The sequence below is a fragment of the Plantibacter flavus genome, assembly GCF_900177615.1.
Lineage (GTDB): Bacteria > Actinomycetota > Actinomycetes > Actinomycetales > Microbacteriaceae > Plantibacter > Plantibacter flavus.
This window is the reverse complement of sequence record NZ_FXAP01000003.1, coordinates 453,740-466,504: the sequence shown is the minus strand read 5'-3', so window position 1 is coordinate 466,504 and position 12,765 is coordinate 453,740. Positions and strand designations below refer to the sequence as shown.

Here is a 12,765-nt window from a genome sequence, read left to right as displayed (position 1 = left end):
GCGCTCCAGCCAACCTCGACGACGGTGATGGCGTGTCGATCGAGGCGGTACGCCGAGACTCAGCGGTTGGGTTGATCGGTCCAGGCGGCAGAGACGCTGCGATCGACAACGCGACGCCAGCCGTGGGGGGCGGCAGGGTCGTGGCTGGCCATCCCCGCCATCCACAGCACGGTCATGAGGTCGTCGGGGGTGAACTCCTCGGACAACGCGCCAGCGTCGTGGGCGTTCTGAACGAGTTCGGCCCCGAGTTCCATGGATCGTTCGCATGCATTGATGAGCAGCACGGCGTCTGGATAGCGGCGCAGCATCGCGTCGTTCATCGCCGGGTCGCTGAGCTGGAGGTCGATCATCTCGGTGATGAACGTCTCCAGCTGTGCGCGAGGAGTCTCCGCTTCCAATGTCCGCTCTCTGAGTGCCTTGAGCTTCTCTCCGGCGAGGTTGTCAACCACGGCATCGATGAGCTCCTCGCGGGAGCCCACGCGGTTGTAGAGCGTCCCGATGCTCACGCCGGCTTCTCGGGCGATGTCCTCCAGTGGGGCGGAAAGTCCTCGACGTGAGAACACGGCCAGGGCGGCCGCACGCAGCTTCTCGAGGTTCGCCTGTGCGTCTCGGCGCAGGCCAGGCGTGGTGGTCACGGCAACTCCAGTAGAAATTGAGGGGCACCTCAACATATGATTGGCACGAGTTGAGGATCATCTCAACTTACCGCACCAGAACACAACCGGCTCGGCGGTGGGCCACGGAGGAAGACGTCATGCCCCTCATCACCATCATCGGCGCTGGCCCTGGACTGGGTCTGGACATCGCGCGGGCCTTCGGGCAGAAGGGCTTCGATGTCGCGCTCGTCGCCCGAGACCAGACCAAGCTCGACGCACTTGCGCGAACCCTTGCAGGTGAAGGCATCCATGCTCAGGGTTTCACTGCGGACGTCAGCGAGCCGGCCACGATCACGAATGCGCTCACGTCGATTCGGCAAGCACTCGGCCCGATCGATGTCCTCGAGTTCTCGCCGGCGGACCGGACCCTGGAATCCGTCGATGCGCTGGAGGTGACGATGGAAAACCTCCAGCCGCAGATCGACTTCTACCTCGGCGGCGCTATCACCGCCATCGGCGCAGTGCTGCCGGACATGATCTCCACTGGCACCGGGACCATCCTCGTGACAACCGGCGGCGGCTCACTTGCCCCGACACCGGTTCGTGGCAACATCAACATTGCTGCAGCGGGACTCCGCAACTGGACGCTCAATCTCAACAGCGCCCTGACGGACACGGGAGTCTACGTCGCGTTCGTCGCGATCACCGCCCTCATCGGCGGAGGCCGCCCGGATGCCGAGCCCGCTGTCATTGCGCAGGCGTATGTGAAGCTCTACACCGAGCGACGTGACGCGGAACTGCACTACGTCGCTTACGACCACTGACATCCTTCCCGTCCGGTGCCCTCGGCGCCGGACGGGAAGCCGTTCAGAGTGCTGGAGCTCCGGTTGCGCTCATTCAGTAGTGACGGCGGCTGCCCCGGTCGCAAAAGCGCGGAGCGTTGCGATCTGCTGGGCGATGGGCGGCGGGGTGTCCGCGGTCTGCCACGTGGACACGAGCGCTACCATCCCGCCGATGGTGAAGATGCGAGCGTCGCCATCGAGCGCGATCGTGGATCCGGTTGGATCGCGGTCCGACTCCGTCAACCAGGCGGTGACCGCCGCCGCGATGACCTCGGCAACACGCTCGCCGCGGGGGATGGCGCGAAGCTTCTCGAAGAACGCGCGGTCTTCTCGACCGGCCGCGAGTAGCGGCTCGATTCCGCGCGCTCGAACGGCTTCGATGAGGGCCGCATCGAGATTCGCAGCAGCCTCATCGAGGGAAAGCCAGTCGCTGAGCAGGCGGCTGATCCAAGCATCGGTCGCGAGGTCGCCGACGTTGCTGTAGTGGTTGTGCAGCGCCTGCCTGCTCAAGCCTGCCCGGTCAGCCACCGTGCTCATCGCGATCGTCTCGCCCTTCGGCGACTCGGAGACCAGTGCCGTCAATGCCCGAATGAGGGCAGCCCGGGTCCGGGTCACCCGCGGGTCGACGCGCTGTTCTCCTGCCTCCATGGTCAATGCTCGTTCCGACATGCCTCCATCTTGCCAGGATTCGACCGCATGATGTACATTCGTCATCTAATTGACAATCGTAAAGGACGTCATGACGCACGCAAACGATCCGGCCCCGCAGCAGAAAAGCGTTCCGCAGCACCCGGAGTTCGAAGCGGCAGTGGCCGGTGGCCCACTGACCTCTGAGGGACCAGGATCCACGCATCGATATCGGAACCTCATCCTTGGCGGTCTCGCCATCCTCCTGCTGGCTATGGCGATGCTCATCAGCTATTCGAGTGCGTTCGGCAACCCGACTCCGAACAACGTCCACCTCGCTGTAACGGGCGATGCAGCCACAATCGTCGCGCTCGAGCAGCAGGACTCCCTCGAGCTCACCGTGGTGGGCTCCGCGGCGGAGGCGCGAGCTGCGGTCCTCGATCGAGATGCGGACGGCGCTATCGTGCTGCCGACCCCCGGGGCGGACGCCGTTGTCACCACGTACGTCGCCAGCGGTGGGGGCCGCGGCCTCAGTCAGGCGGTCGCTGGTATCGGCGACTCCATTGCCGGGAAGCTCAGTGCCGCCAACGAAACCACCGATCTTGCCCCATTGGGGAAGAACGACCCGGTCGGATCCATCGAGTTCTACGCGATCCTCTTCGCGGGGCTCGGGGCGGCTCTTGGTGCAACGATCTTCGGGCGCATCCTGGGAACGGTGGACACGTCGGCGAAGTTCGTCGAGCGCAGTGTGGTCCTCGTCGCCTATTCGGGAATGCTCGCCGGACTGATCTCCCTCTGGATCGACTCCGCCCTCAACGCGATCACCGTTGATCCCCCCGCCGTGTTCGCGGTCCTCTGGCTGACCGCCGTCGCCATTGGCGGGGCAGTGACCGGCGTGGCCGCGCTCGGCGGAACCATCGCCGCGCTGGTCATGACCCTGGCCCTGGTCATTCTTGGCAATACGTCCTCGGGCGGGCCCCTCGGCATTCACGTCCTCAACGACTTCTTCCAGGCCCTGTATTACGTCTTCCCGCAGGGGGACGCTCTCGACCTCCTTCGATCCGTCGAATATTTCGACGGCGCCGCTGTGTCCGCCCCGATCATCCGACTGGGGATCTGGGCGGTTGCAGGCATCCTGCTCACCCTGACGGCGATGCTCATGAGAAGCCGACGGGACGCCACGACCCGGCTGAGCGGTACTGGGCGCCCGAACACCGACGTCAACCCGGTCACCGCACGGGCGACCCCCCAAGCAGAACTCCACGCAACCACCCACAACTGAGTGCCCAACGGAAGAGCCACAACTTCATTACCCCGGCCGCGACGTCGAAGCAGACCTCCCGTTCTCGATCGCGAAGGCCGTCGCCGTGTCGGGAGAGTCCGCCTGGCTCCGGATCGGGGAGCCGATCGCCTCTCGGCATCACACTTCGAGGGGTGCCCAGCAGTGCGGCGGGCACGGGTCGCGAGTTTCTGGTGAGTAACGCGTGACCCACCGTCGAGAGAGTCATTCAGTAGGGCGCGAATACCCTGATGAGGGACCATATTGCAGGCATCGGCTTGAGAATGACGCTTGCTCACGCTGCAGTCCGGAGACGACCTGATGGTCATGATAAAATCCACCCTGACCAGGCATTTGGAGCGGATGACGGGAATCGAACCCGCGCTATCAGCTTGGGAAGCTGAAGTTCTACCATTGAACTACATCCGCGTGGCGCCGGAGCGTCCTGAGTAATCGTACATGACCCGGCGGGCGTCTCGACAAGCGCAGGTCGCGGGCGGGGTCGAAGCGTGACTGAGTCGCCCGACTCTGCTCGGAATATCGCGAATCCCGCGCAGAACCGGGCGACTCGAGGGCGCTGGGAGGCCTACTCCTTCGCGTAGCGGTAGCGGGCCCCGGTGTGCTCCTCGGGGAGACGGTCGCCACGGCCGTGGAGCTTGTGGCGGAGGCTGCCCTCGACGTACTCCTCGGGGTAGGCACCACGACGTCGCAGCTCGGGGATGACGAACTCGACGATGTCCTCGAAGGTGCCGGGCGTGATGGTGTAGGCGAGGTTGAAGCCGTCTACGTCGGTCTCCTCCACCCACTCCTGCAGGGTGTCGGCAATCTCCGACGCACTGCCGACGATCCGCGGACCGAGCCCACCGATCGCGCCCATGCGCGCGATGTCCTTCACCTTGAACTCGCCACCCTCCTCGTTGGCCGCCTGGTAGTTGGCGACCGCCGACTGGATGGCGTTGCTCTTGACGTTACCGATCGGCTCCTCCGGGTCGTACTGCGACAGGTCGATGCCCATCCAGCCCGACATGAACACGAGCGCACCCTCCTGCGACGCGTACTGCAGGTAGTCCTCGTGCTTCGCCTGGGCCTGCTCGCTCGTCTCGTCGGTGATGATCGTGAGCAGCGTGTAGATCTTCGCCGAGTACCGGTCGCGACCGGCGGCCTCGAGGGCGTCACGGATGCGTCCGACCGTCGCCTTCAGGCCCGCCTTCGTCGACGCACCGACGAAGATCGCCTCCGCGTTGCCGGCGGCGAACTGGATGCCGCGCGGCGACGCACCGGCCTGGTAGATGACCGGCGTCCGCTGCGTGGACGGCTCGGACAGGTGGATGCCGGGCACCGTGTAGTGCTTGCCGAAGTGGCCGATCTCGTGGACCTTCGTCGGGTCGGTGAACACGCCCGTCTCGCGGTCGCGAACGACGGCGTCGTCCTCCCACGAGCCCTCCCACAGCTTGTACAGGACCTCGAGGTACTCGTCGGCGACGTCGTACCGCTCGTCGTGCTCGAGCTGGTCATCGTGCCCCATGTTGCGCGCCGCACTCGGCAGGTAGCCGGTGACGACGTTCCAGCCGACCCGCCCCTTCGTCAGGTGGTCGAGCGTCGACATGCGCCGCGCGAACGGGTACGGGTGCTCATAGGCGGTGCCGGCCGTGACGCCGAAGCCGAGGTGCTTCGTCACCGCGGCCATCGCCGAGACGAGCAGGATCGGGTCATTCACGGGCACCTGCGCGCCGTTGCGGATCGCGGCCTCGTTGCTGTCGCCGTAGACGTCGTACGTGCCGAGGACGTCGGCGATGAAGATGCCGTCGAAGTTGCCGCGCTCGAGCAGCTGCGCCAGGTCCGTCCAGTAGGAGAGGTCCTTGTAGGTGCTCGAGCGGTCGTCGGGGTGACGCCACATGCCCGACGCCTGGTGGGCGACGCAGTTCATGTCGAAGGCGTTGAATCGGATCTGTCGGGTCATACGCACGATCCTGCATCACGAGTCCCGGACGTCGCCTGTCAATCGGCTTCGCCCGTAACAGGGCGTCATCTGGGCGCAGCGCACTACCTGCGCGAGGGGTCCTCCGCGGCGATCGCCTCGGCGTACTCCGCATCGCTGAGCGCGCCGACCGTCGAGTGCCGCCGCCCGTACCCGAGGTAGAGCGCCGCTCCGACGAGCATCCAGATGAGGAACACGATCCAGGTCGTACAGCCGAGCGACACCATCAACCCGAGGCACATGACGATGCCGAGCGCGGGGACCACCGGGAACAGCGGGACGGAGTAGCTGCGGTCGAGATCGGGACGCAGGCGACGCAGCAGGATGACCGAGAGGTTCACGAGGGCGAACGCGAACAGTGTGCCGATGCTCGTGGCGTCGGCGAGCTCGCCGAGGGGGATGAGGGCCGCGACCACCGCGACGACCGCTCCGACGATGACGGTCCCGGCGACGGGCGTCCCGCTCCGGCGACCGACGCGCGAGAACACCCGCGGCACCATGCCGTCCTGCGCCATCCGGTACAGGATGCGCGTCTGCCCGTAGTAGACGGTGAGCACCACGCTCGCGATGGCGATGACCGCGCCGATGGAGAAGAACAGGGCGACGATCGGCTGTCCGGTGATCTCGGTGAGGATGCCGACGAACGCGGACTCGTCGTCGGCGAACTCGGTCCAAGGCCGGGCACCGATCGCGGCGATGGCGACGAGGATGTAGACGGCGGTGACGATGACCATCGACAGGATGATCGCGCGCGGCAGGTCGCGACGCGGGTTCGTCGCCTCATCGCCGGCGGTCGACGCCGCGTCGAACCCGATGTAGGAGAAGAAGAGTCGACTGGACGCTGCGGCGATGCCGGCCACGCCCATCGGTGCAAGCGGTTCGAAGTTGCCGAGGGAGAAGGCCGAGAACGCGATGACGACGAAGACGAGGAGCACGGCGAGCTTCACGAACACCATGATCGTGTTCGCCCAGGCGCTGTCCTTCGCGCCGCGGACGAGCAGCAGCATCGCGAGGAGGACGAGGGCGGCGGCCGGCAGGTTGATCAGTCCGTCGGCGACGCCGATCGGGTTCGCGAGTGCCGGCGGCAGTCCCAGACCGAAGACCGCGAGCGCCTCGTTCACGTACTGCCCGGCGCCGACGGCGACCGCCGCGACGGAGACCCCGTACTCGAGCACGAGGCACCACCCGCACACCCAGGCGACGCCCTCACCCATCGTCGCGTAGGCGTAGGAGTAGCTGGATCCGGAGACCGGCACCGAGCCGGCCATCTCGGCGTAGGACAGGGCCGACAGGAGTGCAGCGAGTCCGGCGACCGCGAACGCGATCCAGACGGCTGGTCCGGCGAGCGGGACGGCGGTGCCGAGGACGACGAAGATGCCGGTGCCGAGCGTCGCGCCGACGCTGATCATCGTGAGCTGCCAGACGCCGAGCGAACGGCGGAGCGACGTCCCGGATTCGGCGGGATCCGTCCCGAGTCGGACGAGCGGCATACGCCGGCGCAGCTGCGCGAGGAGCGGGAGTCGGCGATCAGTCACGGGTATCCATGGTAACCGTGGGGATCTGCGGAGCTTGCCGCGGTCACCGCACCGAGCTGCGCCGGACGACGAGTTCCGGCTTGAGGACGACTGTGCGGTGCTCGTGCGTCGCCGGTTCGTCGACCTCCTCGGCGAGCAGTCCGGCTGCGATCACGCCCATCTCCCGACCGGGCTGCGCGATCGTCGTCACCGGGACGGCGCTCTCGGCGGCGTAGTGGTTGTCGTCGTAGCCCGTGACGGCGATGTCGTCGGGGACGCTGATCCCGGCGGCGACGAGGTGCTCGATGCACCCGACGGCCAGTGAGTCCGCGGCGCAGACGATCGCGTCGGGCCGATCCGCAACCGCGCGGTCGGCCAGCTGCTCACCGAGGATACGGCCGACCCGCGTGGTGAGGCTGTGGGTCTCGGCGACCTCGAGTTCGACGCCGGTGTGCTCGGACACGGCGCGTCGCACGCCCGCGAGCCGGTCGGCGACGGCGTGCAGGTGGAGTGGCCCGCCGGCGTACAGCAACCTGGTCCGTCCGAGGCCGATGAGGTGGCTCGCCGCCAGGTAGCCGCCGAACTCCTCGTCGACGATGACGCCGCAGGACTGCGCGGGGTCGCCCGGCCAGTTCACGAACACCACCGGGCGGCCGTGGCTGCGCACACGGGCCGCGCCCCGCTGTTCGCCGTCGAGTGGAGCGAGGATGATGCCGCGTACGCGGGTCTCGTCGAACAGGTCGAGGTAGTCGTTCTGGCGCTGGAGGTCGACGTCGCTGTTGGCGAGGAGCAGCTTGAGTCCGGCTTCCGCCGCTGAGGACTCGATCCCGCGCGCGATGTCGACGAAGAACGAGTTCCCGATGTCGACCAGCACGGCGCCGACGGTGTTGCCGGTCCCCTTCGCGAGCGTGCGGGCTGCGTCGTTGGGGACGAAGGCGAGGGCGTCGACCGCGGCGGCGACCTTCTCGCGCGTCGCGTCGCTGAGCAGGTGGGGTCGGTTGAAGAAGTTCGACACGGTGCCGTGCGACACCCCTGCGCGCTCGGCGACGTCGCCCATCCGCGAGTCGCCCTGCTGCCCGCGTCGTGCTCTCGCTTCCGACATCTTCGCCCACCCTCGTCGTGATCCGCGTCGATCGGTGAATCGTTACCGATTCCACCTTGCGGATCGAGGCCAGTTTACCTAGTCTCATCACTTGACGCGCATCAATTGATGCGCGTCAACAACACACGGCAGCTGGATCCTCGAGTCGATGAACGACGAGACGGCGAACCAGATCGGCATCGACAACGTCGGCTTCATGCCGTTCCCGGCCGTCGATGGCGGCACGGGCTCGATCGACGAGTACCCGGCGAACGTCGGCCTGCCGACGACGATGAACGACGAAGCGGTCGGTGAACGACGCCATCCGAGCGGCGAACACATCGCTCGGGTGTTCCGGGTGCTCCGGATCCCCGAGCGCTCGTGCACCTCGGGGCCCTCGAACGTGGCGGTCTCGGTCATGACTCCAGTCCAACATGGACCACTGACATTCGAGATGATCACGAGGATCCGGGCCGCTCTGACCCGCCCATCGCCTCGCACAGACCGCCGCCGAACACCAGGGCGACTCCGTCGTCACCGGTGGCTCGTACGATGAGCGGGTGGGTATGCGTTCGCTGCTGAGTCAGCTGGCCGGGGGAGTCCGAGGAGCGGCGCCGGAGGGCGTCGACGAGCAGGCGGTCGTCCGCCTCAACGCGGAACGGCCCGTGCGCGAGGTGCTCGAGCTGGCCGGCCGGATCGGCGAGTCGATGCTGGCGCTCGGAGCCGCGGCGGCCGAGGTCACCGACGCCATCCGCCGGGTGTGCCGCGCGTTCGACCTCGAATGCCAGGTCGACCTCACCTTCACCTCCATCCTCATCGCTCACGACGGGTCCGAGCTGTCACCGGGCGTCACCGTGCTCCGCGTGGTCCGCTCGCCCTCCGCCGACTTCGACCGCCTCGCCAAGGTCGTCGTGGTCGCCGAGGGCATCACCAACAGGTCCGAACCGATCATGACGGTCACCGACGTCGCCCGCGACGAGGAGGCCGACCTCCGCGACGAACTGCACGCCCGCCTCGGCGCCGCCCACCGCGACCTCGACCGCATCCTCACCGCACGCCGCACCTACCGCCGCGGCTTCGTCACCGTGCTGCTGTCGACCATGGCGGCGGCCGTCGCCGTCCTCCTCGGGGGTGGCGTCGTCTCGATGCTGCTCGCCGCCGCCACCACGGCGCTCATCGACAGCGCGTTCCGCGCACTGAACGTCTGGAAGCTGCCGGTCTTCTTCCTCCAGCTCACCGGGGCGGCCATCGCGACGACCGTCGCCGTCCTCATCTCGATCCTCAGCCCCTACGTGCCGGACGACCTCTCGGCCCTGCCGCCCGCCCTCATCGTCGCGTCGGGCATCGTCGTCCTCCTCGCCGGCGCTTCGCTCGTCGGAGCGGCCGACGACGCGATCAACGGGTTCCCCGTCACCGCGAGCGGACGGCTCGTCGAGGTGATGCTCCTCACCATCGGGATCGTGGTCGGCATCGGTGGCGTCCTCGACCTCGCCCGGCGCCTCGGCATCTCCCTGGTCCTCTTCGACCTCCCGGTGAGCCCGTGGCCCGTCGCCGTGCAGATCGTCGGCGCGGCCGTGGCCTCCGCCGCCTGGGCGATGGCTTCGCAGGCGGCCCTCCGTGCAGCGTTCTTCGCCGGGGTCACCGGCGCGATCGCGTTCTCCGTCTTCGTGTTCGTCTCCGGCAGTGGCGTCGCGCCCGCCGCAGCCAGTGCGCTCGCCGCACTCATCATCGGCTTCGCCGCGGAGGCGCTCGGCCCGCGGCTGCGCATCCCGGCGATCATCCTCACCATCTGTGGGATCGTGCCGCTGCTGCCCGGACTCGCGATCTACCGCGGCATGCTCGCGCTCGTGAACGGCGAGCAAGGTTCCGAGGGGGTCGAACAGCTGCTGCAGGCGGGCCTCACCGGCCTCGCGCTCGCCGCCGGCGTCACGCTCGGCGAGATCCTCGCCCGCCGCACGGGCGTCTCCGGCCGCGTGCTGCTGCCCGGGTACATTCGGCGCTCCAAGCGCCACCCGCGCTGAGTAGCCCCGGTCACCGAGCGGTCTCCGGTCACTGAGCGGTCCCCGGCCGCTGAGCGCTCCCGGTCACTGAGCTTGTCGAAGTGCCCCCGGGGGTCTTGCACATCTGCGGGGAGGTCTGTCCGGCTGCCCTTCGACAGGCTCAGGGACCGGGGTGGGGCTGCCCTTCGACAGGCTCAGGGACCGGGGTGGGGCTGCCTTTCGACAGGCTCAGGGACCGGGGTGGGGCTGCCTTTCGACAGGCTCAGGGGCCAGGGTGGGGCTGCCCTTCGACAGGCTCAGGGACCGGGGTGGGGCTGCCCTTCGACGGGCTCAGGGACCGGGGTGGGGCTGCCCTTCGACGGGCTCAGGGACCGGGGTGGGGCTGCCCTTCGACAGGCTCAGGGACCGGCGGTTGCGGTTCAGGGACCGGCGGTTGCGGCTCAGGGACCGGCGGTTGCGGCTCAGGGACCGGAGTTCGACTCAGGGACCGGCTGGCGTGACCGACCGCTCCTGCGGCTTCGCCGCGGACGTCAGGAACGACGCCAGCACGACGACGGCGAGCACCACGATCATCGCGCCACGCAGACCGAAGTGCTCCCCGAGGAACCCGAGCAACGGCGGTCCGACGAGGAACGCGACGTAGCCGGCCGAGGCGACGGCGCCGACGGTCGTCGTCGGATCGTCGCTCTCACCCGCCGCCGAGAGGGTCACCGGGAAGCCGAGCGCTGCACCGAGCCCCCACAGGAGCACCGCGAGTCCCGCGACGAGCACGCTGTCGGAGAAGACGACGAGCGCGATCCCGACCGCCGACACCAGCGCACTCACCCGCAGCACGTTGGCCTTGCCGAAGCGGGCGAGGAGCGGTTCGCCGGCGAATCGACCGATCGTCATGGCGAGTGCGAACCCGGCGAAGACGATCGATCCGACGGCGGCCGTGGTGCCGTGCCCGTCGACCATGATGAGCGGCAACCAGTCGCCGGCGGCGCCCTCGGCCAGCGCGAGGGCGAGCACGATGAGGCCGAGGAAGATCACGCGTTGCTGCCGCCAGACCGCGAGCTGCGCACGGATCCCGGGGGAGCCGGCACCCGTGTCCGACTGTCGTCCCGTCTCTGCGGGGATCTTCGGGATCGCCCACAGCAGCGCCGCCAGTGCAACGGCCGCGACGATCAGCAGATGGATCGTCACCGGGAAGGCGATCGCCGTGAGCGCGATGCCGGCGACCGAGCCGATGACGGAACCCAGGCTGTAGCAGCCGTGGAGCACGGGCAGGATGGACCGCCCGGACAGCTGCTCGATCATCGCGCCCTCGATGTTGATCGCGATCTCAGCGAGGCCGAAGCCCAGGCCGATGCCGATCAGACCGAGGAAGACGCCGACGCCCTGCCCGGCACCCGCCATGAGGGCGAGGAGGGCGAGTCCGATGACGAACGCCGCCCCACCGATGATGATCGGGCGACGCGCGCCGAACCGACGGACGAGCGCTGCGGACGACAGGATGCCCGTCATCGACCCTACGGAGATGCCGAAGAGGATGAGTCCCATCTCGGCGGTGCTCGCGTGCACGAGGTCGCGGACGGCGGGCGTCCGGACGATGAAGGACGACAGACCCACGCCGACGGTGAGCATGAACACGAAGATCGCCCCGCGCCGCCGCCGAAGAGGGGCGGACAGCGCGGGGCGGGGGTTCGCCTGACCGGCGCGAGCACTCATGCTCCGAGCCTAGAGGCGGCGGGAGTACCGGCCGGCAGGAATCAGGGGATCAACCCGACGGGTTCTCGACGGGGCCGCCGTCGGCGTCGGTTCCCGTCTCGGGGCGGTGCTCGCCTCGGACGGGTCGATGCCGGAGGATCAGCCTGACGGGTTCTCGACGGGGTCGCCGTCGGCGTCGGTTCCCGTCTCGGGGCGGTGCTCGCCTCGGACGGGCCGATGCCGGAGGATCAGCCTGACGGGTTCTCGACGGGGTCGCCGTCGGTTCCCGTCTCGGGGCGGTGCTCGCCTCGGACGGGCCGACGGCGGAGGATCAGCCCGATGGATTCTCGACGGGGTCGCCGTCGGCGTCGGTTCCCGTCTCGGGGTCGTGCTCGCCCCGAGACGGGGACCGATGCCGGAGGATCAGCCTGACGGGTTCTCGACGGGGTCGCCGTCGGCGTCGGTCCCTGTCTCGGGGTCGACCTCCTCGGGCTTCGGCACGTCGTGCTTCACGTCGTCGTCGTGCGTGTGCGGGGGACCGGGGCGGGGGCCGTCACTCGACATCGCCACGCCATCCCTGTCCGGTCTGGCCCTCGGATTCGACGAGCTGCTTGAAGTTGCCGAGGTCCTTCTTGACCGCGTGGCCTGCCACACCGACGGCTGCACCGAGGTGCTCGAGGAGGCCCTTGGGCTCCCAGTCCAGCTGTACGGTGACACGCGTCTTGGCGTCCTCCAGGCGGTGGAAGGTGACGACGCCGGCGTGGTCCGCCTCGCCGCCGGTGCTGTTCCAGGCGACGCGCTCGTCGGGGTGCTGCTCGGTGATCTCCGCCTCGAAGGTGCGGGTCTGTCCGGCGACGCTGACCGTCCACTCCGTGAGGGTGTCGGTGACCTGCGTGATCGAGTCGACCTCGTCGAGGAACTTGGGGAAGTCCTCGAAGCGGGTCCACTGGTTGTAGGCGACGGAGACGGGAACGTCGACGTCGATGGTTTCGATGACCTGGGTCATGGGCGCCATCCTCTCTGGTTCTGCGGTACCTGCATGGGTCTCGTCCGGAAAGCCCGGACGCGACTGCGACGGTACGCGTGCAAGCTGCGATTCCGGGGGCATGGCCTCGGGCGCTGTGACCTGTTACCCTGCCCGGCTCGACGCGAGCGCTCG

General features: G+C 68.3%; 12 protein-coding genes and 1 tRNA gene. 3 read left to right on the top strand and 10 right to left on the bottom strand.

Annotated features, from left to right (window positions below):
- Positions 1-59 precede the first annotated feature (59 nt).
- The gene (locus B9Y95_RS12220) at positions 60-635 is read right to left on the bottom strand and encodes a TetR/AcrR family transcriptional regulator (protein WP_085512112.1); all 576 of its coding nucleotides are present in this window, start codon (positions 633-635) and stop codon (positions 60-62) included.
- 119 nt (positions 636-754) lie between these two features.
- Here B9Y95_RS12220 and B9Y95_RS12215 point away from each other — a divergent pair, with 119 nt between their 5' ends.
- On the top strand, positions 755-1,420 hold the full coding sequence (locus tag B9Y95_RS12215) for an SDR family NAD(P)-dependent oxidoreductase (protein WP_085512111.1): 666 nt from the start codon (positions 755-757) through the stop codon (positions 1,418-1,420).
- A gap of 69 nt (positions 1,421-1,489) precedes the next feature.
- Here the strand turns inward: B9Y95_RS12215 and B9Y95_RS12210 are convergent, their stop codons facing one another.
- On the bottom strand, positions 1,490-2,107 hold the full coding sequence (locus B9Y95_RS12210) for a TetR/AcrR family transcriptional regulator (protein ID WP_143736460.1): 618 nt from the start codon (positions 2,105-2,107) through the stop codon (positions 1,490-1,492).
- Between the two features lie 70 nt (positions 2,108-2,177).
- Between B9Y95_RS12210 and B9Y95_RS12205 the strand changes: the two genes are divergently transcribed.
- A complete protein-coding gene (locus B9Y95_RS12205) occupies positions 2,178-3,347 on the top strand; it encodes an ABC-2 transporter permease (RefSeq protein WP_085512109.1) in 1,170 nt (389 codons plus the stop codon).
- A gap of 352 nt (positions 3,348-3,699) precedes the next feature.
- Here the strand turns inward: B9Y95_RS12205 and B9Y95_RS12200 are convergent.
- From B9Y95_RS12200 to B9Y95_RS20395, 5 genes are all read right to left on the bottom strand, one after another.
- Positions 3,700-3,773 (bottom strand) — tRNA-Gly (locus B9Y95_RS12200).
- Positions 3,774-3,930: 157 nt separating this feature from the next.
- Positions 3,931-5,304 carry an LLM class flavin-dependent oxidoreductase gene (locus B9Y95_RS12195; RefSeq protein WP_085512108.1) on the bottom strand — a complete coding sequence of 458 codons (1,374 nt, stop codon included), beginning with the start codon at positions 5,302-5,304 and terminating at the stop codon, positions 3,931-3,933.
- A gap of 83 nt (positions 5,305-5,387) precedes the next feature.
- The gene (locus B9Y95_RS12190) at positions 5,388-6,812 is read right to left on the bottom strand and encodes an APC family permease (protein WP_085512212.1); all 1,425 of its coding nucleotides are present in this window, start codon (positions 6,810-6,812) and stop codon (positions 5,388-5,390) included.
- Positions 6,813-6,900: 88 nt separating this feature from the next.
- On the bottom strand, positions 6,901-7,938 hold the full coding sequence (locus tag B9Y95_RS12185) for a LacI family DNA-binding transcriptional regulator (protein ID WP_234994090.1): 1,038 nt from the start codon (positions 7,936-7,938) through the stop codon (positions 6,901-6,903).
- Positions 7,939-8,025: 87 nt separating this feature from the next.
- Entirely contained in the window at positions 8,026-8,337 is a 312-nt protein-coding gene (locus tag B9Y95_RS20395) for a hypothetical protein (protein WP_143736458.1), read from the bottom strand.
- Positions 8,338-8,483: 146 nt separating this feature from the next.
- Here B9Y95_RS20395 and B9Y95_RS12175 point away from each other — a divergent pair, with 146 nt between their 5' ends.
- Entirely contained in the window at positions 8,484-9,938 is a 1,455-nt protein-coding gene (locus B9Y95_RS12175; RefSeq protein WP_085512105.1) for a threonine/serine exporter family protein, read from the top strand.
- Positions 9,939-10,397: 459 nt separating this feature from the next.
- On the opposite strand, the gene B9Y95_RS12165 is transcribed toward B9Y95_RS12175, so the two are convergent.
- The 3 genes from B9Y95_RS12165 to B9Y95_RS12160 form a co-directional block, all read right to left on the bottom strand.
- Positions 10,398-11,627 carry an MFS transporter gene (locus B9Y95_RS12165; RefSeq protein WP_085512103.1) on the bottom strand — a complete coding sequence of 410 codons (1,230 nt, stop codon included), beginning with the start codon at positions 11,625-11,627 and terminating at the stop codon, positions 10,398-10,400.
- Between the two features lie 402 nt (positions 11,628-12,029).
- Complete coding sequence (locus tag B9Y95_RS20690; RefSeq protein WP_159453397.1) at positions 12,030-12,170, bottom strand: hypothetical protein; 141 nt, start codon at positions 12,168-12,170, stop codon at positions 12,030-12,032.
- Positions 12,160-12,612 (bottom strand): SRPBCC family protein, encoded by a 453-nt coding sequence (locus B9Y95_RS12160; RefSeq protein WP_085512102.1) that lies wholly within the window; start codon positions 12,610-12,612, stop codon positions 12,160-12,162. The genes B9Y95_RS20690 and B9Y95_RS12160 overlap by 11 nt, the downstream gene beginning before the upstream one ends.
- Positions 12,613-12,765: the final 153 nt, after the last annotated feature.